Genomic DNA, 26127 nt, shown 5'->3' with positions numbered 1-26127 from the left:
CATCGAAAACATTATTTTTTTCTGAAAATTAGCTGAGTAGGTAAATGAAAATGAGCATAAAAAAAGACTATAAACAACTTTGAAAGATTGTTTACAGTCTAGGTCTGTCTTCCCCATTACTAGAGCATAGGGAAAGCAATTAATTTATTCGAATCGTTGCCTCTTTTGTTAGGCTGTTGCTCATATCTGCATATAAAACAAATACGCGAGCAAGTTCCTTTAATCGAGCATGGACATCTTTATCAATGATTTTGTTGTTTTCATCAAAGTGACTCGTTTGCGTGTACACGTAGTTTGGAGTAACTAAGCATTTAAAATAATCTAGAATAGGCTTCAACTGGTTTTCTACCACTAGATGATGCTGGAATGTACCTCCGTTAGCTACGATGGAAACCGGCTTGTAACGCATAGATTTTGGATGCAAGAAGTCGAAGGTATTTTTTAATACGCCTGGAATAGATCCTTGAAAAATAGGCGTCGCAAAAATAAACCCGTCTGCTTGATCAAATTTACTAACCAATAGCTTCATGTCATCGTTATATTGTTGAAATGGTCGCCCGTCCACAAATTGATGCTCATAATTAGAAAGCTTGATGATTTCCAATGTATAGTCTTTATTGATTTCTTCTATATATTCTTTCACTTGTTCTAGTAATACACCTGTTTTTGTTCCGATAATTGTTCCGTCCACCAATAGAATTTTCACCTTAACAGAACCTCCTTTTTCCGTTCTTATTATATCAAAAAAATAGCTCCATTTTAGTAGAAAAGTTCCTGTTTGATGAAGTTCATCCTTTTGACTGAAATAGCTCCCTTCTGGGCTACACCCAGTTTTATCCCTGTAAATACGGGATTACCTAGTTTAATGCAGTATATGCACTTCTTGCATGAACGACAATAGCATCTTTCTTACTAATTCTTTTTTTCCTTATCTACAAAAATACCTTCTCTTTTCTCCCAATTAAAAAGGTCTTCTCTAGAAATAGGCTGCTCTTCCTTCACTTCGATTTGTTTAGCATTTAAAATATCTATGTTTTGATAAATATTCACCTTATTCCTCTGACCATGAAGGGCGTAATGATACATAGCAAAGGCAAGCTGGTGTCCTTCGACTGCCCTCATCTTTTTAAAGGGACCTGTCAGCACTGGGTTGAACACTTTAAATAAACCTTCGGATAGACGTTCGCCTAATCTGAATTCCTCTCTCCCACCGATTATTAGAGATGGCTTAAAAATGGAGAGACTCGGCATATTTAGTGCTATTAACTCTTCCTCTAGTTTGCCCTTTACCTGACTATAGAAAAAAGGAGACTTTTTGTTTGATCCAACCGCAGAAATTACATGAAAATTAGGTATACCTCTCTTTTTTGCTAGGGAAGCAATTTGTAGAGGGTACTCAAAATCCACTTTTTGAAAATTTTCTTTCGACTTAGCTTTTTTTATCGTAGTCCCTAAACAACAAAACAAGTCATCTGCAATTTCTAGATCCTTTTCCTCCAGTTGCTCAAAATCCTTTACCCTTACGTCAAGCTTTGGATGATTAAAATCAGGTTTCCTTCTAGCAATAATTGAAATTGCTGTATATTCATCACTCTCACAGAGCTGCTTTACTAAAAATTGACCTGTAAAGCCCGTCGCTCCAACTACTATAGCTGTTCTTTTAGTCACTTTTATACCTCCTCTTAAATGTAGTCATCACTTTCCTAGCCAAATTGTCATATCCCCCTGCCCGTCCCCATACAATAGAAGGAATATGTCTGAAAGGAAGATGATGAAATTTGAAACTTGCTTATTTATTAAACACGCTGCCTCATCGTGGATTGTATCCTGCCGATCGTGCAAATAGCCTTCTTTCTGCAATGAAGATGAAGGAAAACAAAGTTTTTGTTCCTTCTACTAATACAAGCCTCATTTACTACTTAGAAAAAAAGCAGATTAAACCTTTCTTGTATAAAACAAATGCTCAATTAGTAGCAGAGATGGACTCCTTCCAGCCGGATTGTATCATTCACGATAGTGGTAATTCTGAGAAAGACCTCATTAAAAGATTAAAAAAGGATAACCGATGCCTGGTTCATTTTGATGATCATGGAGATGGCGGATTACTCGCTGATATTGTCTTTCAGGCACTCTATGAAACTCCTAAAGAAGTTTCCAAGGAGAATTATGTATATGGGCCAACTGGCTACATTCCTGTACACAAGATCGTTTATAAAAATAATAACATGCCGGACTTGCCTCCGCATATAGTGGTCGCTTTTCCACATGAGGATCCCGAAAACTTAACGTACCGAACACTTCGGCATCTAGTACAGCTCCATATTCCATTGCGCATCAGTGTACTTGTGAATGATCAATATAAGCATGATGTAACGGAGCTAAAACGTTTCGCTCTCACAAGGAAATCTATCGGCATTATTAAAACGAATGAACCGGAAATTTATATTCCATTAAGCGATATCGTGATTAGCTCGGGATCCTATGTGCCTTATTTAGTTTCACAATTCCAGGTACCATGTATTGTCCTATGTGCGCATGAGGAAGAGGTTAACTACGGTTTTCCTACTGAGAAGCATGGTTTTACAAATCTGGGACTCGGAAGAAAGATAAAACAATCCTACTTGCAAAATGCAATAATGGAAATCATTCTCCACGAGAATCGCAAAAATGCCTACAAATATAAACAAAAGCAACTAGATTTTAGCAATCACCTTACAGATGTAGTGGAACTCATAGAACAATTGATAGTCTCCAAAAAAGAGGAAGAAGAAATTGCGCATTAAGTTAATTTTTGTGCTACAATGGAGCAAAAAGCTGAAGGTGAACATTCATGACAAAACAACAGCTGCAGACACAAATCGCTGAGTTAAAAATGGACTATATTCGATTACAAGGTGACATGGAAAAGCTTGAATCAAATGGACACCCTACTCAAGTCGAGAATGCTGAGCGTAGACTAGCACAAATGGAAGAAGACCTTGCTAAACTAAACAAACAGCTCGCTGAACTGTAAAACGTATTTTTCTGTTTGCAGATAGGGGAAAGAGACGTATGGAAACCCGTCCTTTGGTAGGGTTGGAGTATGTTAACTGCCCCGTCTGTAATCTTTGCGATGCTTTTTTAAGCAAAGATACAGAGAAAATTATCGTTTTATCAGTTTTGCGAGCTTTCTTTTTGGAGGAAAAAATCATATGTTAAACGTAGTAAATTTGGGACATACATTCGGTGATCGTACATTATTTAAAGAGGTTTCATTTCGCTTAGTTGAGGGCGAACACGTAGGGCTAGTTGGGGCAAATGGTGTTGGAAAATCAACATTGATGAGCATTTTAACGGGAGAGATTATATATGACGAGGGTCGAGTAGAATGGCTTCCAGGTACGCATTATGGATATTTAGATCAGCATACACGCTTACAGCCAGGGCGTTCCATGTTCGATACACTTCGTGATGCCTTCTTACCTCTTTATAAAAAGGAAGAAGAGCTTAACGAGATTATTGGAAAAATGGGTGATGCTACACCTGAAGAGCTTGAAGTGTTACTCGAACAAATGGCAGAAATTCAAGATGCACTGGATGCTGGAGACTTCTATTCACTAGATATGAAAATCGAAGAGGTTGCTAGAGGACTTGGTCTAGATGCAATCGGACTAGACCGTCCAGTAGAGGCATTATCCGGTGGTCAGCGTACAAAGGTTTTACTTGCCAAGCTTTTATTGGAAAAGCCAAAAGTTCTTTTACTAGATGAGCCTACTAACTATTTAGATGAAGAGCATGTAAATTGGTTATCCAACTATCTTAAAAACTATCCACATGCATTCTTATTAATTTCTCATGATACAGAATTCATGAATGGAATTGTAGATGTCATTTTCCATTTAGAATTCTCGAAGCTTACACGCTACACAGCTTCCTATGAAAAATTCTTAGAGCTTGCGGAGCTAAATAAAAGACAGCATCTAGACGCTTATGAAAAACAACAGGATTTCATCAAAAAACAAGAGGAATTCATCGCTAAAAATAAAGCGCGCTACTCTACAACTGGACGAGCTAAGTCTCGCCAAAAACAATTGGATCGCATTGAGCGTATTGACCGTCCTGAAACTGCAGCGAAGCCAGAGTTCGGCTTTAAGGAGTCTCGTAGCTCTGGGCGTTATGTCATTGAAGCGGAGCATTTAGAGATTGGTTACGACAAGGCACTTCTTCCCCCTTTAACGTTTACGATAGAGCGCGGAGAGAAAATTGCCCTTGTAGGGATGAATGGTATTGGTAAATCTACCTTACTAAAAACCATGCTAGGGAAAATCCCTCCAATTGGTGGAAAAGTAATCCGAGGCGACTTCCTCTTCCCTTCTTACTTTGAACAAGAAGTAAAAGCTGGTAACATTACACCAATTGAGTCTGTATGGGAAACTTATCCAAGTATGGAGCAAAGCCAGGTTCGAGCAGCATTGGCACGCACCGGACTTAAAAGTGAACACATTACTCGCCCTCTTTCCAGTTTAAGTGGTGGTGAGCAAGCGAAGGTTCGTTTATGTAAGCTAATGATGGAAGAAAGTAATTGGCTAATTTTCGATGAGCCAACTAACCATTTAGATATTCATGCAAAAGAAGAGTTGAAACGTGCAATGAAGGAATTCAAAGGCACAATTGTTCTTGTCAGCCATGAGCCTGAATTTTATGAGGGCTTAGCGACAAAGGTTTGGAACGTTGAAGAATGGTTCTCTACAGGGAAAGAAATTATTGAAGAGTAAAACTTTAACCTGATAAACATTAAAAAGCTGATCGTGAGAAGTATCGCGATCAGCTTTTTTGCATATTCTTTTGACTGGAAACGTTAGTTATCTCCCATATCGACAGTTAACTCTAAGTCTATCTCTTTTTTCATAGCATGCCATTTTGCTTGATATTTGGCTTTTGGAATCCCAAGATTTTGTTCATAACGGCACATCCAACAAGAACAATGAACCTTGCCTTTGTTAAACTTACCTCTTACGGGCAGAAATTTTTCTTCGTTGTCGTCCCAATTAAAAACGTTTCTTACGATTCCTATCTTTTTTTGAATGGCTCGCTCTCGCTGATGGCGAGTGTAAGATTTCGAACGATTTTTCATATTGTATCAGCTCCCTTGAGAAACCCGAGCTTGCAAGGTGCTTCAAGGAATGGCAATAGCGCACCCTACAAGCTCGGCATGTAGCTGAACAATTGGATTATATAATTCATAGTGTCTTACCCCTCTATTTTTTTACAATAATAGCATATCTCAAAGCAGAACACTAACAGCTATTTCTATAGCATATTGCATAGAAATTTTTTTGTTCATCGTGTATAAAGTTATAAAAGAGATTATTTAAGGAGATTAATACAGTGAAAACCAATGCTCTATTTTATAAAATACAAAAAAGAACTGTGACCACTAAGGACTATGTGAATTGGTCCCATAACTTATTAGCAAACGATATATCATCACCATCCGTAAATATACTTTCTTCCATCTCATATAATGAGAGTATTTTCGAAGTGGAAGTTTATTTCAAAAGGGCTTTACAAGAGTTATCAATACAAGCACCAACCCTTGAAACATGTACAAGAGATTATTTAGGTTATTTAGCAGCTAAAATACTAGAGGCTAATAGTCATTCTGCGATATTTGATTTAGCTTACATGATGTATCGGATTATTGCATCTGATTTAGATTATCCGGACGATTTGATGGAGTGGTATGAAGTAAGTGAGCTCATCGATCAGCTGCGCTATAGCGTTGAACCTACTGAGCTTAATGAAGAAGAAGTAATATCAAGGATTAAAATTGAAGCTAGCAATTATCCCGTTGAGCAAAATGTTTATACTTCCCAATCTACTAACAAAGACTAATTAAAATAGAAAAACGAACTTGGATTTGCTATTCCAAGCTCTTTGCCTTTTTATAAATATAACGTACGTGTCTTATCATTCTTCCCATTGGAGTCGCAGCCTACTGCTACAATCGGCACAAATAAAAAGTTCATAATAATCGCCGCTTTTGTCATCGATTTCATTCAATTGAATTTATTGCCTAACTAAAAAATACTAAAACGTGAAACCTTCATCAAGATTTCACGTCCTTATTTATACATATTTTACGCAAAAGCTAATGATTCTTTTGCTAAATCATCATTCATAATCATTTCTTTTAGACGTTGTTTTGCTCGGAATAAGCGAGATTTTACAGTTCCTATAGACACTTTCATAACCTCTGCAATTTCATTTAGTGAAAATTGATGTACATAGAAATACATGACAGTCTTTTGATAAATAGCATCTAGTTCAGAAATCTTAGTGCGGACAATTTCACAGACGTCTTCTTTTTCTAGCTGCTCCTCTACTGATAAAACATCTGAAGCAATGAGGTCCAGCAATGAAATATCTAACTGATCAGGTTGATTTGCAACGTATTTACTGCGTCTTACTTGCTTACGGTAACGGTCGCGGAATGTATTCATACAAATAGTTGTTAACCATGCTTTTACGTGGTCTACTTCCTTCATATAAGACTCGTACCTTACAACTTTCATCCATACCTCTTGCATTAAATCTTCTGCTTCTACAGGGTTTTTAGTCAGTTTCAGACATAGGTAGTATATGTAACGGTTATATTCTTCATATATATTCTCAATTGTAATTTGCATTTTTAATATCCTCCGGTTGGCTTTTCTTATAACTATATAATGCCAAATCCTAACCTTACCCTCCATCGGATTCTCTTTCAGAAAAATTACAAACGTGTAAGAAACAAGAAAGGTATCATGTAGTAAAGTACGCATCAACCAACCTGCACTATCTACTAGCGGCCAAAGCCAACCACTAACTTCCTAGGAGGAATATAATTTTGGAAAATGGGAAATTAATAACTTGGGAACCAATACAAAACAATCCATTTGACCGTTTTAAAGAACCAATGGACTTAGTATCAATGCATTATGATTTTGAAAAGTTCGAATTAACATTCGCAACATGTACACTCAACAACCCAGTACAGGAATTTAAATTCACATATAAGCAAGACGAGAATTATTTTTATCCAGTTCGTCATTTTCGCATTTTGGAAGAACATATAAGATCGGATTTGGAAAACCTTTTTGGTGAAATTTACAAGGAAAGAAAAGACGCTGGTTTGCCAAATCTCTTATACGATTCTACTTTTTACAAAATAGAAAATTCAAGTTTTGAATCCTGGTATAAAAGTATTGACGGTAGTCTTCCGTTACCAGAAGATTCTACTCTTGAACATCACTTATATGTAACAGGCAATCATTTTATTGAAGTATTAAGTGAAGTACAACCCACAATTACTAAAATAAAATAGATAATATAACCACTGTATACTTTTAGTTCGATCTATTGCATTGTCTTCTATAAAAAACCAATAAAAAATGGCCACCTAAATAAAAAAACACAAGAGAATTTAATCCTCTTGTGTTTCGATAGTATCGTCCTCTGAATCCTTTGTAATCGTTACTCGTACAATTCTATTGCGATCCATTTCGTTTATTTCTATATACAGGTTTTCAAAACGGAACTTTTCATTCTCTTCTGGTACATGACCGAGTTGTTCTAAAACGAGACCACCTATTGTATCATTTTCTGTTTCAATAGAAAGCTCGAACATTTCATTTAGGTCTTCAATTTCAAAACGTCCGGAGCATACCAGATGGTTTTGCGATTGTTCAAACAGAAGGATTTCTTCATCCTCATCCGTCTCATCCTCAATTTCTTGGCCAATCATTTCTTCTATTAAATCTTCATGCGTAACAATACCAAGTGTACCCCCGTATTCATCTAAAACGATGGCCATATGCTTCTTCTTGTTGAGCATCAACTTAAATACTTTTTCTACACTTAATGTTTGTACGACAAACAATGGTTCTTTATCAACAATTTCCTCTAGCGTAAGTGACGGTTCTATAGACCATTCTATTAGCATTCGTGAATAGAACATTCCAACAATCGTGTCTAAGCTCTCTTCATATATAGGATAGCGCGTATATGAGTGTTCTAAAATGATATCTCTTACTTCTTCGTAAGTAGCTTCTATTGGGATACCTACCACATCTGTTCTATGTGTACAAAGAACATCCGAGACATCCTTATTTGGAAAGTCCAAAATTCCTCTAATTCTCTCCGACTCCTCTACCTCAAACGTACCATCACTTGAAGCAAGATCCACCATGGAAAGCAATTCTTCCTTCGTAATCATTGTTTCTTTTACTGCCCCATTAGATCCTATTCTGATGAGCATATTTGTAAATTCTGAAATCAAGATAGTAATAGGACGAAGAATTGCGACTAAGAAACGTATTAATGGTGCTACTATGTAAACAATCGTTTCAGAAAATGTTGCTGCAATTGTTTTCGGCAATACCTCACAAAATAATATTATAAATGCTGCTACAACTACAACGGACCAACCAATATGCCATTCATAGTGATCTGCTATTAATATAGCTAATAACGTCATAGATGTATTAGCTACCGTGTTACCAATAAGAATCGTTATAATCATTCGGTCCGGCTTCATTAGCTGGGCAAGTAATTTAACTGCAGCAACCTCCCCTTGCTCTGCTTTCAGCTGGACCTTTGTCCTATTTACTGTCATTAAGGCTGTTTCACTTCCGGAAAGGAAAAAGGAAGCTACAATGGAAACAGCTAAAAGTACAAATTCTATGTACAATTTAAAATCCTCCTATTTATTCACGTTCATGTATATAACTTCTTATAAATATAGCATACTGTCATTTTAGTTGTCACAACACAGACACTACTCAATTTGTATTTTTTGCCGTTTAATTAACTTCTAGAGTAGGATACTATACAGCTTTAAAGTAACATAAAAATTTATCTACTCTTATCATTATACTCTATTAGAATTTTTCCATGCCGATAAATTGCAAAAAAACCTTCCAATGTGGCAAGAAAGGATTTTCGGTAATTCTGATTATCCCCTTAAACTTTCCATACACCCCCAGCCGTCTTATAATTGTCGACAGAGTAAAAAAGGAGATTCAAGGCATGAATGAAGAATTAGAAGATGCATTTATAACATTTATACGCACCCAGCAAATGTCGCTATATTTACTGGCGTATAGCTACACAAAAAACGAACAAGATGCGCTTGATGTCGTGCAAGACAGTATTCAAAAAGGTTGGTTGGCGATTGAGAGACTGACAAATCGTGAACACATGAAAAGCTGGTTTTATACGATTTTAGTTCGCACAGCGATTGATTTACTACGAAAGCATAAGCGTGTCGAACTTATTGGAGACGACGCCCTCCTGCAATTATCTGAGCTAGATACATATCGCAATCTTGACTTACAGCAAGCATTGCACCATTTACCTCTACAGCTACGTGAGGTTATTGTACTTCGTTATTTTGAGGATTTGAAGATCGAAGACGTAGCAAGCATTTTGACGATTCCACTTAGCACGGCTAAATCAAGACTCTATAAAGCATTAAAGCTGTTAAAAATTGAGCTAGAGATGGAGGAGGATTTGGTCAATGGATGACAAGTTAAAAAAACTACAAACTCAATATAAAGATGTACCAATCCCAGAAGAACTAGAGATAATGATAGAAAGAAATTTACAACATCGTCCTCATAAGAAAAAACGCAAACTACCGATTTTTTTAATATCTGCAGCTGCAGCTGCAGTGCTGTTCACAGTGGGGCTAAATACAAGTCCAACAATGGCAAAAACTTTAGCAGATGTACCGGTAATTGGACCAGTAGTTCAGGTGCTTACCTTTACCAAGTATGAGATGGTGGAGGGTGAATATACAGCAGACATTCAAGTCCCTCAAATTTCCGGCTCATCTGCTGACATCGAGGCTTTGAACGCAAAATACGCTGAGGAAGGCAAAGCACTATATGAGCAATTTAAGACGGATATAGAGGAAATGGAAGCTGGAAATATGTCCTTAAATAGCGGCTATATTATCGAAACTGATACCGATGAAATATTGTCATTTGGTCGCTATGTAGAAGTCACCGTCGTCTCATCTTCTACTGTGATGCAGTACACAACGTTTGATAAAAAGGCTGAAACGGTCATTACATTACCGAGCCTATTTAAAGATGATCGCTATATAGAAATTATTAGTCGCTATGTAGAAGATGAAATGCGTAAGAAAATGATTGAAACAAACGGTGATGATATGTACTGGGTAGGTGGTACAGAGTGGCATGACGAGTCATTTGGTGTCTTTACAAGCATTTCTCCTGATCAAAACTTCTATATTACCGAAGAGGGAAAACTTGTGATTTCCTTTGATGTATATGAGGTAGCACCTGGATTTATGGGACTTGTAACGTTTGAAATCCCTACTGAGTTGCTGCAAGATGTGCTGATAAGCAATAAATATATTAAATGATGAAAATTGAAGTGAAAGATTAATTCCTGAACCTAAAAAAACAGGTGCACCTCTATTAATAGATGCACCTGCTTTTCTAAAAAATACAACTGAATGCCAATCTTACCTCATCTTGCAAGAAAATATCATCAGCTTTTCTCTACTTTTATTCATTTAACATTTTGTACATGTCCTTGTTCAACATTAAATGTACAGAAGATTACGCACGGTCAGAAATGATAATCATCTTCCGAAATAACCATTTCCTTCGGGTCATACGGTTCAATGTGGACAAATGTAACGGCCTCACTGTTAAGAGATTGTATATGTTGTTCAATTTTATTAGAAATATCGTGTGATCGACGAACGTTTAAGTTTGGATTAACACTAATGGTTATATCAATTAGCATCATACCACCATGTTGACGGCCTCGAATTTCAGTAATTTCACGTACTTGTGGCATTCTTTCTATATCTGCACGGATTTTAGCTAAAAATTTACTGTCAAAGCCATCTGTTAACAAATAAACAGCCTCTTTAAATATATCAATTGCAGTCTTAATAATGATAATACCGATGATAAAAGCTGTTATCGTATCAATAATAGGGAAGCCAATTATTGCTGCTACAATCCCAACAGCTGTTCCAATACTTACAAAAGCATCGGATCTATTATCATAAGCAGCGGCCTTTACGGCTGTACTTTTAATCCTTTCAGCCAAATTGTAGTTATATTTGTAGACGCCAAACATAATGACTGCGCTTATTAGGGCGACAAAGATTGTTAGTATGTCGGGGGTTACTTCCACAGGATTAGTCATACTCTTTACAGCAGATATCAATACCTCGATTCCAACGTAGATCATAATAAAGGAAGCAATTAGCGAGGCTATTGTTTCGGCACGAAAGTGGCCGTATCGGTGGTCATCATCTGGTGGTCGCTGTGAAATACGTAACCCGATTAACACTGCAACAGAAGCAATGATATCTGTCGTATTATTAAGACCATCGGCCCTTAAGGCTTCTGAATTTCCTAGATATCCTGCTGTTAGTTTAAAAATACTTAGGACAATATAAGTTACTATCGATAAGTAAGCACCTTTTTCACCGGCGCGCAAGTTTGTGTAAAGCTCCAAAATGTTTCCCCTCCGCAACTTCCCTTAAAACACGAAAGAGGCTACCCATTGCCAACTGACAAATGGGTAACCTCTATACTGAGTTTTTTTATTATATCATTCATTTGATCTTAAAGAAAGATTTATACCGAACAGATTAGTAATTTAACTATTCACTATTCTCGCTTATATATTGATTCTATTTCAAAGTCTAATCGCTATTCTTCCACTTGTACGATGACATTAACTACCGAGGCATCATGGTCTTTGATACGTAGTGGTGCAGTGAAGGCAGAAATAAGTCTTTTGCCTATTAAAGGTTCAGGGTTAATGTCTTCATAAATAAGCATGGTCGGTTCTTTGTACCTTTCATGATCTAAGAAAGCATGGTGTACGAAATAGCCATTCTCTTTTGCTTCTGTTAAGTTTTCAATGCTTAGCGTATCAATAGCGACTGCTTTACAGTTCGGCAATTTTGTCCGAATATATTCGGCTGCTTCAGGTGAGACAGTCGGAAAGTTATTAGCATATTTTTCAAAGTCAGTTCCGCGGTGTTTCCAGTTTCCTGTATTAAAGATAAGAATATCAGCAGTCTTAAGATCTTCATATTTTTCAAGTAGCTCAATTGTAATAAAACCATTAGGACCAACTGGACAATCAATTAATAGTGGATTTTCGTAAATGAAGTCTTCAATTGGAATAGCATCTATCCCCTTCCCATTATTTAAATGGTGATATGGTGCATCTACATGGGTACCAGCATGAAGATACATGCTAAGAACGCTACCGTTCCAATCATCCCCTTTTTCCAAACGCTCTCTTGGCTCTAATTTAACTTCTGGTAAACCGGGATAAACAGGCATCCCTTCATAGATTGGATAACCTATTTCAACATATTTCTTCATTCCTATCCACTCCCTCTATCATTTTGATTTTTGTTTTTATTGTACTAGCCTATATTCTATTTGAGTTAATCGTATCTTTGTTAGTATTCTTTATACATAAGCTAAATACCTTTATAATTTACATAGTGATTAATTCGTTAATCTCTATATTTAACAAACTTTTCTAATGATTTAGTTACCTTGAAATTGTGATATACTATTTTTACTAAACTATCTTTGGAAAGAAGGATAAATCTATGAGCCAAATAACTAATTTAGATAACTATTTTGCAGAAAAAAGAGAACAACATTTAGAAGAATTAAAAAAATTCCTTAGCATACCAAGTATTTCTTCCTTATCAGAGCACAAAGCGGATATGCAAAAAGGTGCAGAATGGCTTGCAAACTCCTTTAAACAAGCAGGACTAGAAAATATTGTAATAGATGAAACGAAAGGTCATCCCGTAGTATACGCAGACTGGTTACATGCGGAAGACAAGCCCACGGTGCTGATCTATGGACATTATGATGTTCAGCCTGTAGATCCATTAAACCTTTGGGAATCAGAGCCATTCAAGCCTGAGGTACGTGATAATAAGCTATATGCTCGTGGTGCCAGTGACGATAAAGGACAAGTATTCATGCATGTGAAGGCAGTTGAAGCACTTCTAGAGTTAGAGGGAGCTCTACCTGTTAATGTGAAATTCCTAATTGAGGGTGAAGAAGAGGTTGGAAGCCCTAATCTAGAAGAATACATTGAAAATAACAAAGATAAGCTTGCAGCAGACGTCATTGTTATTTCTGATACAGGAATGCAAGGACCTGGGCAACCAGCAGTATGCTACGGTCTACGCGGTTTATGTGGCGTTCAAATTGATGTAAAAGGCGCTAAAGGAGACTTACATTCTGGACTTTACGGTGGCGGAGTACAAAACTCTATCCACGCTTTAGTATCCATTCTAGAGTCTTTCCGTAATGCAGAGGGTACAATTGAAGTAGAAGGCTTCTATGACAACGTTCGTCCTTTATTGGAAGAAGAACGTGAAGCATATGCTGCACTTGGTTTCAGTGAGGATGAATTGAAACAAGAAGTAGGTGTAGATGAGTTATTTGGAGAAAAGGGTTATACACACTTAGAACGAGTTTGGGCTCGTCCAACTCTTGAAATCAACGGGGTATTTGGTGGCTTCTCTGGGGAGGGCATTAAAACGGTTTTACCAAGCGAGGCAGGAGCTAAAATTACTTGTCGCTTAGTACCAGACCAAGATCCAGATGAAATAGTTGAAAAGCTGAAGGCTCATATTGATCAGCATAAACCAGCTGGCGTAACCGTAACAGTAACTGAATTTGATAAAGGTAAACCTTTCATCACTCCTTTCGACCATCCAGCTATTCAAGCTGCAGGACGTAGCTATGAAAAAGTATACGCTGTACCAACTGCCTATACACGCGGTGGCGGATCTATCCCAATCGTAGCAGCATTTGATGAAATTCTTGGACTACCGGTAGTGTTGATGGGCTTTGGCTTATCTACAGAAAACTTCCATGCACCTAATGAGCATTTCCATCTAGAAAATTTTGATAAAGGATTACGCGTTATTGGTGATTACTATAATGAGCTCGCTAGCCTATCAAAAGACGAATTAAAAAAATAAACCATGAAAAGCACATGAATTCGTTCTGAGTTCATGTGCTTTTGTCATCAAATTACTGTATAATTTTTTCAACAAAAACAAATTTTAAAAATGAAAGGAGACTTTAATGAAAGAACAAGCTTTAAAGTTATTAGCTAGAAAAATTGTGACCACCCTCATCACTGCCATGCTTTTTGCTTTAAGCTTTTCTTCTTATGGCCTGATTGGTAACGATTCTCTTTCACCATATGATCGTGGTGAAGAATTTATTGGCTGGGCTTCTCTATTTTTTTATTACGGTGGTATCATCATTTTCATATACGGGACAGCTGTTTCTACTGTTTTAGAATTGATGATGAGAAAAATATTACCCAAGTATAATTGGTTATATATTTTATTTCATGGCTTATTTGGTGGTATTTTCTTATTCCAGGATCTAGACATACTATTTTTAGGAGTAGTTCCGGCCTTCATATACGGCCTAGTGGATAGATGGCTATACACTCAAAATATGGATGGTCGCCATATTAAATTTGGACTTCTTATTCCGGTTGCCCTCACTCTAGTACTATGGGCAGTTTTCTCCCTCACGTCTGAGACACGACCCTCTTTTACTAGTGAAGAGGCAATTGAGCGTGCTACATCTGGAGAAGGTACTATTTCTAGTAACTTTCCAAAGGATAAAAAGAAATGGAATGGGGAAATTGAAGGTTTTCAGGTATCTAGAAAATCCTCTGCAAGAAAAAGAGGTGATCATAAGTATATTGTTACCTTCACAGAAAGCTGGGAAAAGGGGTATTTGAACGGAACTTACAAAATTCATTATATAGTTGATCGAAACACAGTATCTCTTCATAGTGAAAGCGGCCTAGTTCCTCCCTACTATAAAAAATAAGGCAAGCAAAATCAGGGGTTCCCCTCTTTTTGCTTGCCTTTTGCATTTTACTTTCGATTGCCAAAGAATGTTACAACTTCATCAATACTCTTACGTGGTTTTGGTTGAGGTGCTTCATTGTAATAACCAACCTGGAACATGCTGATAATACGTTCTCCAGATTGAACTCCTAAAGCTTCACGGAACTTTGGATTGTCTAGGAATCCTGGTGTCTTCCAGCATGATCCAATACCTTTTTCCCAAGCTAGAAGTTGGATGTTCTGCACAAGCATACTAGCTGCTGCATAATCCTCTAAACGTTCCTTTTGACGTGCATCTTCCGGAACAATGACAAATAGGTATGCTCCAGGATTTTTAAATTTTTGCATTTGCTTCTCTAGAGCATCCTCTGAAAGCTCTTTCCATTTTGGAATGCCATATTCTTTTAGCAGCTCATGCAATTCTGTTAAACCTTCTTCGCCGCATGCTGCGATAAAACGCCATGGCTGTCTCATCTGATGATTAGGAGCCCAAAGAGCGTCCTCCATAATAGACACTAATGTATCTCGATCAACTAGCTCTCCATTAAATAATTTAATAGATCTTCTTTGGATAATTGCGTCACGTACTGATAATGATTGTTCCGTCATATTAACACCCTCTTAATTGTCAGTCTTTTTTATCCTTCTAATCATACCAATTTCTATGAAACTTTAAAAGTCTTCAGTTACTACTAGAATTATGTATGCAGCAGTCATACTTAGTGTAAAATATAGTATAAATAGGAAACAATACAAATGTTATTTTGAGGTGATTTGTTGGTTCTCTACTGGATTTTCAGCTATTTTGTCGGCAACATTCTAACAGCCTGGTGGATTGGCAAATGGAAGAAAACTGATCTTCGGCACTTGAGAAGTGGGAACCTCGGTGCTAGAAATGCAGGCGCTGTTCTAGGCAAGACTGCCTTCATCTTAACCTTTCTTGGAGATGCTTTAAAAGGAGTTCTAGTACTTTATATTGGACATTATTTAGATTTTTCGATTCTGGTTATTTCGATTGCAGCATTCTTCGTCATCATAGGGCACCTATATCCTGTTTGGTTAAAAGGAAAAGGAGGCAAAGGAATAGCTACGTTCATTGGGGTATCATTAGCACTTAATCCATTTTTATTTGGAATGCTAGCTATTATTTTTTTATTTTTCTTAGGTCTTTCCAGAAGTGCAACCTTAAGCATGATTTTCGCCTTCAGTGCATATGGTGTTTTATGCTTAGTTATACCTGAATACCGAGAGCTTGCCCCCTTATCTCTAGCTATTGCCATTATTCTTTTCCGTCATCGGTTTGATATAGTTGATTCCTGGAATGAACGTTGGTGGAGCAAGTCAAAAGAAACTAACAACTAGTCAATATAACACTTACATTTGAATATGCTACATTATTATCGTAAATATATATAGATAGGATGTACAGAATGATTCCACATAAAATTGCATGGGTTATTGATAGCAGCGCATATATAAATAATTATTTACAAGAACATCCCGATGTCTTTATAGTTCCGATTAATATACATTTCGGTACGGAGCAGTTTGTAGATGGTGTAGACTTAACGTCTGAGCAGTTATACGAACGAATTCGTAATGGTGCGAATTCTATAAAAACCTCCCAGCCATCAGCAGGTGAGTTTGCTCAGCTTTACTCGAAGTTAAGTAAAGAATACGAATCCATCATCGCCATACATGTATCAAATAGTTTAAGCGGGACCCTTTCATCGTCTGTTGCCGGAGCACAAATTGCTCAAGTGCAAGTAGATTGTATAGACTCCCTATCACTTTCTGCTGGAATTACTGGTTTAGTTGAAAAGGGTATTAAACTACAACATGAGGGACTACCCTATACCGAAATAGTAGAACACCTAAAATCAGAGGCTACTAAGTTTAAAAACTACATCTTGATCGGTAATCTTACTCAGTTATATAAAGGTGGACGTTTAAGTAGTGCCCAATTTTACTTAGGCAGTCTCTTAAAAATAAAACCAGTTATCCAAATAAATAATATGGGACAGCTACAGGAGCTAGATAAGGTACGTTCCCATAAAAGAGCAATTCAATATTTAGTGGATAAAGTTGTAGACTCTGTTGAAAATGATGGTATCGAGACTGTTTATATTATGCATGCCAACGCTCTTGGGCAAGCGGAAAGCTTAAAAGAAACTATTTTGCTATCTTGTCCGAATTTAGATGTAACCATAGGTGAGATAAGCACCTCTCTTGCAGTACATGCAGGTGAGGATACAATTGCAGTCCTATGGTATTTGCCTTAAGTAAGAAAGACATTTTAAATATCAATGCTCCCGAGTAGGTTCGGGAGCTTTTATTGTTCTGGTATGCGTAATTTACTTAAAAATCATCCTTTACATGAAAGAATACATACTTCGTATTAGGGGTGTACGCATAGGAATCCTGATATTCCCAATATCTATTTCTACTGTTGTTTGTATGAGCATTCACGTACGGCACCCCGTCTTCAACCCTTGTAACAATCGTAGAATGATCCCACCTTCCATCCCCTTGGAAATCATAAAAGATTAAATCTCCTAGTGTTAGCTGGCTTGCGGAATTAACCTGTGTTGCCTGCAATCCAATAGTAGATCCAGCTAAGTACCACCGTAACGAATGGGGTGTCGTCCAGCTTAAGCTCCATGAATTGTTACTTAACCACCACCCTTTTTCCCTATTTGGCTGCCCTCTCATAGGGGCCCCACCTGCCAATAAACATTGTGAAATATAATTTGTACAATCCACATCAAATATAGGGAAATTAGGATTATAGCTGTTCCACCATTGATCCGCATATTGAATGGCAGCGTTTCTATTATATTTTGCCATTTTTACCACCTCCTCCTATCTTGTTTATATGTATTTAAGAAGAATATATGCTAGTATGAAGTTAACTGAACAATCTTTTATCTTTTATTCTATATTTTTGGGAAAGGAAGTTGGCTGATGCGACAACATGCAGAAAAGGAAATCTTAGTGCCGACTTTGCTCTGCGATGATAAGGGAAATTTAAATCCGAAGGCAATTGGATTCGCTAGAAGACCTATAATTGAAAGTAATCTTAAAGGTCACTATATGCGAAAGAAAAAATGGAATTATTGGTGCATCTTTGGAGATGAAGTCCTATTTTCAGTAACTATTAGTCATTTAGATTATGCTGCTGTCTGTTTTGTTTATTTCCTAAATTATGAGACGCAACGCTTTGTCGAAAGAACGGTAACTATCCCTTTAGGTACAAAGGTGAAAATGCCAACTAATGTACTGGAAAGCGTTCGATTACAGTCTGAGGAAATGTCCATTCAGCTCCTATATCTTCAAAACGAAACTCATATGACAGTTACAGTTCCAGATTTTGATGGAGAAGTTTTGCATGCTGATTTGGTTATTTCTCATCCACCAGATGAGGATTCTTTAAATGTGGTTATTCCATGGAATCGAACTCAATTCCAATTTACTGCGAAGCATCACCTCCTTCCTGCTAAAGGCTTTGTGAAGATGGGTAGTTCCTCTTATTCCTTTCAAGGCGAAGATAACTTTGCAGTACTAGACTATGGAAGAGGCGTTTGGCCTCGCGAGGCAATTTGGAACTGGGGCTTTGCATCTCAACGTGTAGGGGCAAGAAAAATTGGGCTTAACTTTGGAGGTAAATGGACAGATGGCACTGGGATGACAGAAAATGCTGTTATTGTAGACGGTCATTTGTCAAAGATTCACGAGGATTTAGTGTTTCAGTATCAAAATACTGATTTCATGGTCCCTTGGAAAATTAAGACTAAGTTTTCTAAAGACGTTGATCTCACCTTCACTCCTTTCTTCCATCGAGTAGCGAAGACAGATGTTAAGTTGGTTTCCTCGGAAGTAAATCAGATGATGGGGTATTATAATGGCAAGATTCATTTAGAAGACGGAACAATTCTAACGATCCAGCAGATGTTAGGATGTATTGAGGAGCACAAGGCTAAATGGTAAAAAGGCTACCCAGTTAGGGAAGCCTTTTTTTGTGGAATGTTGTGCCTTCTCCTATTCTCCAGGTTAGGTGACACTTTTCTAGGTTTAGGTGTGGCTCCCCCAGTTAGGTGTTAATTGCTAACCTTTAGGTGGCATTCTTCACCTTTTAGGTGCACTTTTCATTCTATTAACGTGACACTTCTCTACCATCCCTTGTCTTGGACAGTCATAGGGTCTTTAAATAAGCTGTTTTTGCATTTGTTTGTTCTTTTCCTTAAACATGTCGTTATGAGAGGATACCATGGCAAAGCTATGTGCATCTGGTTCAATGAATTGTTTCGCTCGGTTTACCGCATTTGCTGCATCTTGGAAAGTACCTGCAATTAAGTGCAGTTTTCCTGGATGAGCTAATATGTCTCCAGCTGCGTAAATACCTGGAACAGACGTCTCACTTTTACTGGTGCCGGCTACGTAATATTCATCCTTCACTGCTATATTTACCGTACTTTTTTCAATCAACTCTGCATCTCGTTCATAGCCATGATTGATAATGACTTCATCCACTTCAAGATAAGTAATTTCCCCTGTTTCATTGTTTGAAAGGGCTACCTGTTCAATAATGTCACGGTTATTAGAAGCGATCAGCTTAGTGATAGATGTATTGAATAAGCAGGTTACTGAGCTATTCATCAATTGAGTTATTTGAGCTTCATGTCCATTTAACGCATCCTTGCGGTAAGTAACAAATACTTTTTTGGCAATTGGCTCCAGTTCGTTTGCCCAATCAATCGCAGAGTTCCCTCCACCTGAGATGACGACGGTTTTATCCTTAAAGCGACGAATAGATTTGATCGTATAGTTTAGGTTACTAACCTCAAAGCGATCTGCTCCACGTATGTCTAGTTTAAGAGGGTTTAGGATTCCCCCCCCGATTGCAAGGATAATGGTTTTGGAATAATGAATTTCTCCAGAAGCTGTAGTTAAACAAAAGACATTGTTATCCTTACTAATTGCTTCTACCTTTTCGTTTAATACTACTTCCGGATTAAATGTTAACCCCTGCTCTACTAGCTGATGGATTAATCGTTCACCCGAGATTGGAGGCTGTCCCCCCACATCCCATATCATTTTTTCTGGATAAACATGAACTTTACCACCTAGCTGGGGTTGGAATTCAATAATCTTTGTTTTCATTTCTCGTAATCCACTATAAAAAGCAGAATATAAGCCTGCTGGGCCACCACCAATTATCGTTACATCAAATATATCACGCATACTGTAATCCCCTTTGAAATTTATTGTTGACTTCTGCCCAAAAATTCCATATGCTTTCTTTATGATAATGATAATCGTTTTCATTTATTTTATCAACTGTTAGTTTGGAGGTTTTTAAATGGTTCGCCTTTATACGGAAGATTTGTCTATAGGCTATGGAGAAAAACTTATTGTGAAGGAGCTATCTATACAAATTCCTGACCAAAAAATTACAACAATTATTGGCCCTAATGGCTGTGGCAAATCCACCCTTCTAAAAGCAATTACGCGGATTATTCCACACCAATCAGGATCTATATTGTTAGATGGGAAAACAGTTTCAAGAGAAAACACAAAAGTGCTTGCTAAGAAGATGGCGATTCTCCCCCAAACTCCGGAAAGTGCAAGTGGACTTTCAGTTGGTGAACTAGTATCCTATGGTCGTTTCCCCTACCAAAGCGGTTTTGGACGTCTCACCAAAAGAGATTATGAGGTAATAGATTGGGCAATGGAAGTGACTGGAACCCTTGGGTTTAAATATCTACCAGTAGATTCCCTTTCAGGAGGACAGCGTCAAAGAGTCTGGATTGCTATGGCGCTTGCACAGGAAACGGAAATCATCTTTTTAGATGAACCAACCACCTATCTCGATATGGCCCACCAATTAGAAGTACTAGAGCTTTTACAGAAGTTAAATGTTCAAGAAAAAAGAACTATTGTTATGGTTTTACATGATTTAAACCAAGCTGCACGCTTTGCTGATTATATTATTGCTCTCAAAGATGGCCATATTATTAAGGCTGGTAATTGCAAGGAAGTCATCACAAAAGAAATTTTAAGAGATGTCTTTCAAATTGATGCTGAAATAGGCTTGGATCCGAGGACAGAAAAACCAATGTGCATTACATATAACCTACTAAAGGGAGAATATAAAAAATGAAAAAGCTTCTTATACCAATATTGTTTTTACTTATCTTATTAATGAGCGCTTGTAATAATGACGAAACAAATGGAACAGCTAATGAAAATCCCAAAGAGTCTACTACTATTACATATAATTCAGAGGAAGGTCCGATTGAAGTTCCTGCTGATCCGAAACGTGTTGTGGTGGTATCTACCTATGCGGGGAATGTAGCCGCACTCGGAGTAAACCTTGTTGGGGTTGATGCTTGGTCGAAATCTAATCCTCAGTTTGATAAGTATTTCGCAGATGTAGAAGAGGTTTCAGAGGATAACCTAGAAAAAATTATTGAGCTAGACCCGGATTTAATCATTGGACTTTCCACTGCTAAAAATTTAGACAAATTAAAAGAGATTGCTCCAACTGTTACGTTTACGTATGGAAAAGTAGATTACCTTACTCAACATTTAGAAATTGGAAAACTATTAAATAAAGAAAAAGAAGCTCAGGAATGGATAGATGATTTTAAGAAACGTGCACAAACAGCAGGTGAAGAAATTAAAACCAAAATAGGTGATGATGCAACTGTCTCTGTTATCGAGAATTTTGACAAGCAATTATATGTATTTGGTGATAACTGGGGTAGAGGAACAGAAATTATCTATCAGGAAATGAAGCTAGCAATGCCTGAAAAAGTAAAGGAAATGGCTTTAAAAGATGGGTTTTATGCTTTATCGCTCGAAGTATTGCCTGAATATGCAGGAGATTACATTATTTTCAGTAAAGCAGGGACACAGGATAACTCCTTCCAAGAAACTGATGTATACAAAAATATTCCTGCCGTAAAAGAAGATCGAGTTTTTGAGGCTGTTGCTGAAGAATTCTACTTCAATGACCCAATTTCTTTAGACTATCAACTAGCGTTCTTTAAGGAAAATTTTTTAAACAGTAAATAGTGTACTGGAGGGATTCATATTGGAATTCCTCCTTCTTCATGTCAGAAAGGAACTAAAATATGAACTCTTCTCTGCATTTTAGTATTAAATTAATAATAAGCTGCTTCCTGCTTATCATTATGTTTGGCTTTGCTATCATCTTTGGAGCTGCAGAAACTAGCATTGTAGATGTGTGGAAAGCAATTTTTACATCCCAAAACAACGATTCAATAAATATTATTCGAGAAATACGTCTTCCTCGTGAGGTGGCTGCAATTATAGTAGGTTCAGCCTTGGCTATATCGGGAGCTATCATGCAAGGGATGACAAGAAACCCTTTAGCCGATCCTGGTCTACTTGGTCTAACCTCTGGGGCAAATGCAGCTTTAGCTGTAACTCTTGCCTTCTTACCGGCTACCAACTATTTAGGTATTACATTTGCTTGCTTTGTTGGTTCTGCGTTAGGGGCTATATTAGTTTTTAGTATAGGGGCTGCTAAAAAAGGCGGATTCTCTCCTTTGCGCATCGTTCTTGCAGGAGCTGCCGTCTCAGCCTTTTTATATGCCGTTGCAGATGGAATCGGTATATATTTTAAAATATCAAAGGATGTTTCTATGTGGACCTCCGGTGGTTTAATTGGTACATCGTGGAGTCAGCTACAGGTCATTGCTCCATTTGTTATAGCAGGCGTTATTGTTTCACTTTTACTATCTAGACAGCTTACTATTTTAAGCTTGAATGAAGAGGTAGCAGTTGGATTAGGGCAAAGAATTTTTTTAGTGAAGACCATTCTATTTTTAGTAGTTATCTTATTAACCGGCGCATCCGTAGCATTAGTTGGTAACATGGCTTTTGTTGGTCTGATGGTTCCTCACATCGTTCGGGCCATTGTCGGCACTGACTATCGATTTATTATCCCTATGTCCGCTATTTTAGGAGCTATATTAATGCTTTTAGCTGACACTATCGGTCGTACGATTAATATTCCATATGAAACCCCTGTGGCGGCAATCATTGCAATAATGGGTCTACCATTCTTTTTATTGATTGTTCGAAAAGGAGGGAAAATATTTCAATGATTCATCCCAAAGTTATAAAAAAACAACGTATATTATTTGTTAGCTTTCTAGTTTTAATTTTAGTGACTGCTTTCGTGAGTGCGGGAATTGGCTATTCTTCTCTATCCTTTGACCGCTTGATTCCAACTATATTAGGAGATGGCTCCTTTAAGGAAGAGTTTGTACTATTTTCTATCAGGCTCCCACGAATTATTATTACCTTACTTGCAGGCATGGCTCTTGCTTTATCAGGAGCTATACTCCAGGGGATTACTCGAAACGATTTAGCCGATCCTGGGATAATTGGTATCAATTCTGGAGCAGGTGTAGCAATTGCTTTGTTTTTTTTATTTTTCCCTATAGATCCTGGTTCATTTATTTACCTTTTACCTATTGTGGCATTTTTAGGAGCTTTACTTACAGCATTTCTAATCTATATCTTTTCCTATAATCGCGAAGTTGGACTCCAGCCAGTACGTTTAGTATTAATAGGTGTGGGCTTTTCCATGGCGCTTTCAGGCTTAATGATTGTTCTCATTTCTTCTGCTGATACTAAAAAAGTTGATTTTATAGCCAATTGGTTAGCAGGAAACATTTGGGGCGCGGACTGGCCCTTTATTTTAGCCTTACTACCTTGGTTGATCGTACTGGTTCCTTTTACCATGTATCGAGCAAACCGGTTAAATCTATTAGGACTCAGTGAGCCAGTGGCGATTGGTGTTGGAGTTTCCATTGAAAAAGAACGTATAGCCTTCTTAATAGTGGCAGTAGCTTTAGCAGCAGCTGCAGTTAGTGTTACGGGTGGTATTGCATTTATTGGTTTAATGGCTCCCCATATCGCGAAATCGCTAGTAGGTCCAAGACATCAGCTATTTTTACCAATTGCAATCCTATTAGGCGGCTGGTTATTGTTACTAGCTGATACAGTCGGACGAAATATACTTGAGCCTAGCGGGATACCAACCGGTATTGTAGTTTCCCTTATTGGTGCTCCTTACTTTATGTATCTATTGCTAAAAAAATAAGCGATATTTTGTTTAAGGCATGTGTCTATACACGGATAGATTCCCATTTAAATTCCAATAAGAAAGTAATTAAAAAATGGTTGATATCCTTTAAAAAAGTACTTAAGTAAAAGCTTAAGTACTTTTTTGTATGGAAGAATAAAATCAGAGAATAAAGCTAAAATAACAAGGACATTTTTCTAATTCTATAAAAAGGAGTAAATAGTATGAAAAATCAGTTTTTGAAGTCAACCGTATTGTTAATGGCCCTTGTTTTGATTGCCTCTCCATTAACTACAGAAGCGCAAGAAAACGTACCCCAAGAACAATGTGTTAGCCAAGCTGCATGTCAGCTGAAAGGAGACATAAGAAAGCTATGGACTGATCACGTCATGTGGACGAGACTTTATATTGTAAGTACGTTGGAAGGTCTTGACGATCAAGAAAAGGTGTTAGCAAGGTTATTAGAGAATCAGGAAGACATAGGGAATGCTTTCAAGCCGTATTATGGTGAAGCACCAGGCAATAAATTGACCGAGCTGTTAAAGGACCATATCCTCCTTGCCGGAAAAGTTGTCGATGCGGCAAAAAGCGGTAACAATGCTAATTTTGAAAGATACAATAAAGAATGGTATAAAAACGCAGACGATATAGCTGATTTCCTTAGCAAAGCCAATCCCAATTTGCCTAATGAAGAATTAAAAGAATTTTTGGAAATGCATTTAGAATTGATTACGGAGGATGTAAAGGCAAGATTGGCAAAGGATTGGGATTCAAGTATTATTGCTTTAGATAAAGGGATAGATCATATCCTCAAGCTTGCTGATACACTTTCAAATGGAGTCGTAAAACAATTCCCTAACAAATTTTAAAATAGTGTTGGACTACCAGGTTGGTAATAAACCAACTGAAATCACCTGAAGAAGAGCCCATTTTGTTCATTTTTTAAAATGGACTCTTTTAATTATCATAAAATACATTTTATCAATGTATTTTCGATAAAATTTCATAGCTACATCAGCTTCGTTAATAGAATTAAATACTGTAACACCTGTCAGTTCACGACCTACTTCTTTATTCCGCTTTCCTATTTATTAGGAAAAGTACAAGCAAAGAATAGACGAGGTGCAGTAGTAAATGAAAGTTCATAAAAAAAAGAAAGTGTGATTTTTTACTTTCACACTTTCCTTTTACTACTTCCCACTATTTAAGTAGTCTAGCATTTTCTTTGGGTAGTCAGTAAAAATAGCATCGATCCCAATCTCTTCTAACATGTCCACATAAGCTTCATCATTTACTGTGAAAACACGTACCTTTTTCCCGCTTGCTACTGCGTCATGACCCATCTTTCTTATAACCGTTGGGAAAAACGCATGTAACGCATCTGCTCCTACTAAATCTGCATATTTGTGAGGAGCAATCATTACTTCCATAAATAAAATGGCTGTTTCTATATTTGGTGCCTTCCTTTTAAAACTTTGAATTACCTCGTGATTAAAGGATGACACGACGACACGATTTGTGAGCCGGTAATCTTGGAGCATTTCAATTACCTTGTCCTCCATCCCTTCATAAGGGAATATATCTGATTTCAATTCAATGTTTATATGATGATGAGTATCTTTAAACACATATAATACTTCTCTTAAGGTTGGTATTTTTTCTCCTCTACACTTTTGAGAATACCAAGCTCCAAAGTCATACGCTTCTAACTGGGAAAGAGTCATATCTTTTATAAAGCCTTGTCCATTAGAAGTACGATCAATTTTTTCATCATGAATGACGACAAGTTCTCCATCCTTTGTCATATGAACATCAAATTCTACTCCGAATATAGGTAAAGCCGCCGCTGCTTTAAATGCTGAGATTGTGTTTTCTGGATGAGTTCCAGCCGAGCCTCTGTGTGCATAAATTTTCATGGTATGCCCCCCTCATATAGATACATTAAGTATATCTTCACGTAGAATATAATGGAAATGAATTTTCTAAAAATTTCAAGAAAAGCGTAATCGCCTGTCTCTGCCCCGACAGGCAAATGGAGAAAAGCGAGGAGGCAGCTCCTCAGCCACCG

General features: G+C 37.3%; 28 protein-coding genes. 17 read left to right on the top strand and 11 right to left on the bottom strand.

Annotated elements, in window-relative coordinates; translation table 11 throughout:
• Positions 1-139: 139 nt before the first annotated feature.
• Together Q0371_RS17830 and Q0371_RS17825 are read right to left on the bottom strand one after the other, a co-directional pair.
• Positions 140-706 (bottom strand): NADPH-dependent FMN reductase, encoded by a 567-nt coding sequence (locus Q0371_RS17830; RefSeq protein ID WP_169360854.1) that lies wholly within the window; start codon positions 704-706, stop codon positions 140-142.
• A gap of 206 nt (positions 707-912) precedes the next feature.
• The gene (locus tag Q0371_RS17825) at positions 913-1668 is read right to left on the bottom strand and encodes an oxidoreductase (RefSeq protein ID WP_298473682.1); all 756 of its coding nucleotides are present in this window, start codon (positions 1666-1668) and stop codon (positions 913-915) included.
• A 110-nt stretch (positions 1669-1778) separates the two neighbouring features.
• Here Q0371_RS17825 and Q0371_RS17820 point away from each other — a divergent pair, with 110 nt between their 5' ends.
• From Q0371_RS17820 to Q0371_RS17810, 3 genes are all read left to right on the top strand, one after another.
• Positions 1779-2783: a hypothetical protein gene (locus Q0371_RS17820; RefSeq protein ID WP_298473680.1), complete on the top strand. Its 1005-nt coding sequence runs from the start codon at positions 1779-1781 to the stop codon at positions 2781-2783.
• 47 nt (positions 2784-2830) lie between these two features.
• The gene (locus Q0371_RS17815; RefSeq protein ID WP_169360851.1) at positions 2831-3013 is read left to right on the top strand and encodes an SE1832 family protein; all 183 of its coding nucleotides are present in this window, start codon (positions 2831-2833) and stop codon (positions 3011-3013) included.
• Between the two features lie 178 nt (positions 3014-3191).
• Positions 3192-4754 (top strand): ABC-F family ATP-binding cassette domain-containing protein, encoded by a 1563-nt coding sequence (locus tag Q0371_RS17810; protein ID WP_169360850.1) that lies wholly within the window; start codon positions 3192-3194, stop codon positions 4752-4754.
• 83 nt (positions 4755-4837) lie between these two features.
• On the opposite strand, the gene Q0371_RS17805 is transcribed toward Q0371_RS17810, so the two are convergent.
• Positions 4838-5113: a hypothetical protein gene (locus Q0371_RS17805; protein ID WP_298473675.1), complete on the bottom strand. Its 276-nt coding sequence runs from the start codon at positions 5111-5113 to the stop codon at positions 4838-4840.
• A gap of 254 nt (positions 5114-5367) precedes the next feature.
• Between Q0371_RS17805 and Q0371_RS17800 the strand changes: the two genes are divergently transcribed.
• Positions 5368-5874 (top strand): hypothetical protein, encoded by a 507-nt coding sequence (locus Q0371_RS17800; protein ID WP_298473672.1) that lies wholly within the window; start codon positions 5368-5370, stop codon positions 5872-5874.
• A gap of 245 nt (positions 5875-6119) precedes the next feature.
• On the opposite strand, the gene Q0371_RS17795 is transcribed toward Q0371_RS17800, so the two are convergent.
• Positions 6120-6668, bottom strand: a complete 549-nt coding sequence (locus tag Q0371_RS17795; RefSeq protein WP_169360847.1) for an RNA polymerase sigma factor — start codon at positions 6666-6668, stop codon at positions 6120-6122.
• Between the two features lie 200 nt (positions 6669-6868).
• On the opposite strand from Q0371_RS17795, the gene Q0371_RS17790 reads away from it, so the two are divergent.
• A complete protein-coding gene (locus tag Q0371_RS17790; protein WP_298473669.1) occupies positions 6869-7345 on the top strand; it encodes a hypothetical protein in 477 nt (158 codons plus the stop codon).
• 99 nt (positions 7346-7444) lie between these two features.
• Here Q0371_RS17790 and Q0371_RS17785 read toward each other — a convergent pair whose 3' ends face one another.
• A complete protein-coding gene (locus tag Q0371_RS17785; protein ID WP_366518624.1) occupies positions 7445-8710 on the bottom strand; it encodes a CNNM domain-containing protein in 1266 nt (421 codons plus the stop codon).
• A 338-nt stretch (positions 8711-9048) separates the two neighbouring features.
• On the opposite strand from Q0371_RS17785, the gene Q0371_RS17780 reads away from it, so the two are divergent.
• Positions 9049-9546, top strand: coding sequence for a sigma-70 family RNA polymerase sigma factor (locus tag Q0371_RS17780; protein WP_298473667.1), 498 nt, complete (start codon positions 9049-9051; stop codon positions 9544-9546).
• The gene (locus Q0371_RS17775) at positions 9539-10411 is read left to right on the top strand and encodes a DUF3298 domain-containing protein (RefSeq protein WP_298473664.1); all 873 of its coding nucleotides are present in this window, start codon (positions 9539-9541) and stop codon (positions 10409-10411) included. Before Q0371_RS17780 ends, Q0371_RS17775 begins: the two co-directional genes overlap by 8 nt.
• Before the next feature lie 209 nt (positions 10412-10620).
• On the opposite strand, the gene Q0371_RS17770 is transcribed toward Q0371_RS17775, so the two are convergent.
• Positions 10621-11526, bottom strand: a complete 906-nt coding sequence (locus Q0371_RS17770; protein ID WP_251553506.1) for a cation diffusion facilitator family transporter — start codon at positions 11524-11526, stop codon at positions 10621-10623.
• A gap of 197 nt (positions 11527-11723) precedes the next feature.
• Complete coding sequence (locus Q0371_RS17765; protein WP_251553507.1) at positions 11724-12410, bottom strand: cyclase family protein; 687 nt, start codon at positions 12408-12410, stop codon at positions 11724-11726.
• A gap of 236 nt (positions 12411-12646) precedes the next feature.
• On the opposite strand from Q0371_RS17765, the gene Q0371_RS17760 reads away from it, so the two are divergent.
• Complete coding sequence (locus tag Q0371_RS17760) at positions 12647-14044, top strand: dipeptidase (RefSeq protein WP_298473658.1); 1398 nt, start codon at positions 12647-12649, stop codon at positions 14042-14044.
• Positions 14045-14150: 106 nt separating this feature from the next.
• Positions 14151-14918: a hypothetical protein gene (locus Q0371_RS17755; RefSeq protein WP_298473655.1), complete on the top strand. Its 768-nt coding sequence runs from the start codon at positions 14151-14153 to the stop codon at positions 14916-14918.
• Between the two features lie 47 nt (positions 14919-14965).
• On the opposite strand, the gene Q0371_RS17750 is transcribed toward Q0371_RS17755, so the two are convergent.
• Complete coding sequence (locus tag Q0371_RS17750; protein WP_298473652.1) at positions 14966-15547, bottom strand: nitroreductase; 582 nt, start codon at positions 15545-15547, stop codon at positions 14966-14968.
• A 168-nt stretch (positions 15548-15715) separates the two neighbouring features.
• On the opposite strand from Q0371_RS17750, the gene Q0371_RS17745 reads away from it, so the two are divergent.
• On the top strand, positions 15716-16300 hold the full coding sequence (locus Q0371_RS17745; protein ID WP_298473649.1) for a glycerol-3-phosphate acyltransferase: 585 nt from the start codon (positions 15716-15718) through the stop codon (positions 16298-16300).
• Between the two features lie 68 nt (positions 16301-16368).
• A complete protein-coding gene (locus Q0371_RS17740) occupies positions 16369-17220 on the top strand; it encodes a DegV family protein (RefSeq protein ID WP_298473646.1) in 852 nt (283 codons plus the stop codon).
• 76 nt (positions 17221-17296) lie between these two features.
• Here the strand turns inward: Q0371_RS17740 and Q0371_RS17735 are convergent, their stop codons facing one another.
• Complete coding sequence (locus Q0371_RS17735) at positions 17297-17785, bottom strand: amidase domain-containing protein (RefSeq protein ID WP_298473643.1); 489 nt, start codon at positions 17783-17785, stop codon at positions 17297-17299.
• 117 nt (positions 17786-17902) lie between these two features.
• On the opposite strand from Q0371_RS17735, the gene Q0371_RS17730 reads away from it, so the two are divergent.
• The gene (locus Q0371_RS17730) at positions 17903-18925 is read left to right on the top strand and encodes a DUF2804 domain-containing protein (RefSeq protein ID WP_169360834.1); all 1023 of its coding nucleotides are present in this window, start codon (positions 17903-17905) and stop codon (positions 18923-18925) included.
• Positions 18926-19141: 216 nt separating this feature from the next.
• Here the strand turns inward: Q0371_RS17730 and Q0371_RS17725 are convergent, their stop codons facing one another.
• Positions 19142-20179 (bottom strand): NAD(P)/FAD-dependent oxidoreductase, encoded by a 1038-nt coding sequence (locus Q0371_RS17725; protein WP_298473640.1) that lies wholly within the window; start codon positions 20177-20179, stop codon positions 19142-19144.
• 118 nt (positions 20180-20297) lie between these two features.
• Here Q0371_RS17725 and Q0371_RS17720 point away from each other — a divergent pair, with 118 nt between their 5' ends.
• The 5 genes from Q0371_RS17720 to Q0371_RS17700 all read left to right on the top strand — a co-directional run bounded on the left by Q0371_RS17720 (position 20298) and on the right by Q0371_RS17700 (position 24928).
• Positions 20298-21098 (top strand): ABC transporter ATP-binding protein, encoded by an 801-nt coding sequence (locus Q0371_RS17720; RefSeq protein WP_169361511.1) that lies wholly within the window; start codon positions 20298-20300, stop codon positions 21096-21098.
• On the top strand, positions 21095-22015 hold the full coding sequence (locus Q0371_RS17715; protein WP_298473636.1) for an iron-hydroxamate ABC transporter substrate-binding protein: 921 nt from the start codon (positions 21095-21097) through the stop codon (positions 22013-22015). The genes Q0371_RS17720 and Q0371_RS17715 overlap by 4 nt, the downstream gene beginning before the upstream one ends.
• Before the next feature lie 59 nt (positions 22016-22074).
• Complete coding sequence (locus Q0371_RS17710) at positions 22075-23073, top strand: iron ABC transporter permease (RefSeq protein WP_298473633.1); 999 nt, start codon at positions 22075-22077, stop codon at positions 23071-23073.
• On the top strand, positions 23070-24077 hold the full coding sequence (locus Q0371_RS17705; RefSeq protein WP_298473630.1) for an iron ABC transporter permease: 1008 nt from the start codon (positions 23070-23072) through the stop codon (positions 24075-24077). Before Q0371_RS17710 ends, Q0371_RS17705 begins: the two co-directional genes overlap by 4 nt.
• Positions 24078-24283: 206 nt before the next feature.
• Positions 24284-24928 (top strand): glycosyltransferase, encoded by a 645-nt coding sequence (locus tag Q0371_RS17700; protein WP_298473627.1) that lies wholly within the window; start codon positions 24284-24286, stop codon positions 24926-24928.
• Between the two features lie 321 nt (positions 24929-25249).
• On the opposite strand, the gene Q0371_RS17695 is transcribed toward Q0371_RS17700, so the two are convergent.
• Positions 25250-25975, bottom strand: coding sequence for a glycerophosphodiester phosphodiesterase (locus Q0371_RS17695; RefSeq protein ID WP_298473625.1), 726 nt, complete (start codon positions 25973-25975; stop codon positions 25250-25252).
• Positions 25976-26127 lie beyond the last annotated feature (152 nt).

The sequence above is a fragment of the uncultured Psychrobacillus sp. genome, assembly GCF_938022135.1.
GTDB lineage: Bacteria > Bacillota > Bacilli > Bacillales_A > Planococcaceae > Psychrobacillus.
The sequence above is the reverse complement of the archived record's forward strand: the minus strand, read 5'-3'. Positions and strand labels throughout refer to the sequence as shown.

Bases quoted from the DNA above. Each gene is read 5' to 3' on its own strand.
- Q0371_RS17805 (WP_298473675.1), bottom strand. From the start codon at position 5,113: ATGAAAAATCGTTCGAAATCTTACACTCGCCATCAGCGAGAGCGAGCC.
- Q0371_RS17720 (WP_169361511.1), top strand. From the start codon at position 20,298: ATGGTTCGCCTTTATACGGAAGATTTGTCTATAGGCTATGGAGAAAAA.
- Q0371_RS17730 (WP_169360834.1), top strand. From the start codon at position 17,903: ATGCGACAACATGCAGAAAAGGAAATCTTAGTGCCGACTTTGCTCTGC.
- Q0371_RS17775 (WP_298473664.1), top strand. From the start codon at position 9,539: ATGGATGACAAGTTAAAAAAACTACAAACTCAATATAAAGATGTACCA.
- Q0371_RS17765 (WP_251553507.1), bottom strand. From the start codon at position 12,410: ATGAAGAAATATGTTGAAATAGGTTATCCAATCTATGAAGGGATGCCT.
- Q0371_RS17715 (WP_298473636.1), top strand. From the start codon at position 21,095: ATGAAAAAGCTTCTTATACCAATATTGTTTTTACTTATCTTATTAATG.
- Q0371_RS17740 (WP_298473646.1), top strand. From the start codon at position 16,369: ATGATTCCACATAAAATTGCATGGGTTATTGATAGCAGCGCATATATA.
- Q0371_RS17780 (WP_298473667.1), top strand. From the start codon at position 9,049: ATGAATGAAGAATTAGAAGATGCATTTATAACATTTATACGCACCCAG.
- Q0371_RS17710 (WP_298473633.1), top strand. From the start codon at position 22,075: ATGAACTCTTCTCTGCATTTTAGTATTAAATTAATAATAAGCTGCTTC.
- Q0371_RS17755 (WP_298473655.1), top strand. From the start codon at position 14,151: ATGAAAGAACAAGCTTTAAAGTTATTAGCTAGAAAAATTGTGACCACC.
- Q0371_RS17725 (WP_298473640.1), bottom strand. From the start codon at position 20,179: ATGCGTGATATATTTGATGTAACGATAATTGGTGGTGGCCCAGCAGGC.
- Q0371_RS17705 (WP_298473630.1), top strand. From the start codon at position 23,070: ATGATTCATCCCAAAGTTATAAAAAAACAACGTATATTATTTGTTAGC.
- Q0371_RS17695 (WP_298473625.1), bottom strand. From the start codon at position 25,975: ATGAAAATTTATGCACACAGAGGCTCGGCTGGAACTCATCCAGAAAAC.
- Q0371_RS17700 (WP_298473627.1), top strand. From the start codon at position 24,284: ATGAAAAATCAGTTTTTGAAGTCAACCGTATTGTTAATGGCCCTTGTT.
- Q0371_RS17760 (WP_298473658.1), top strand. From the start codon at position 12,647: ATGAGCCAAATAACTAATTTAGATAACTATTTTGCAGAAAAAAGAGAA.
- Q0371_RS17795 (WP_169360847.1), bottom strand. From the start codon at position 6,668: ATGCAAATTACAATTGAGAATATATATGAAGAATATAACCGTTACATA.
- Q0371_RS17735 (WP_298473643.1), bottom strand. From the start codon at position 17,785: ATGGCAAAATATAATAGAAACGCTGCCATTCAATATGCGGATCAATGG.
- Q0371_RS17815 (WP_169360851.1), top strand. From the start codon at position 2,831: ATGACAAAACAACAGCTGCAGACACAAATCGCTGAGTTAAAAATGGAC.
- Q0371_RS17810 (WP_169360850.1), top strand. From the start codon at position 3,192: ATGTTAAACGTAGTAAATTTGGGACATACATTCGGTGATCGTACATTA.
- Q0371_RS17750 (WP_298473652.1), bottom strand. From the start codon at position 15,547: ATGACGGAACAATCATTATCAGTACGTGACGCAATTATCCAAAGAAGA.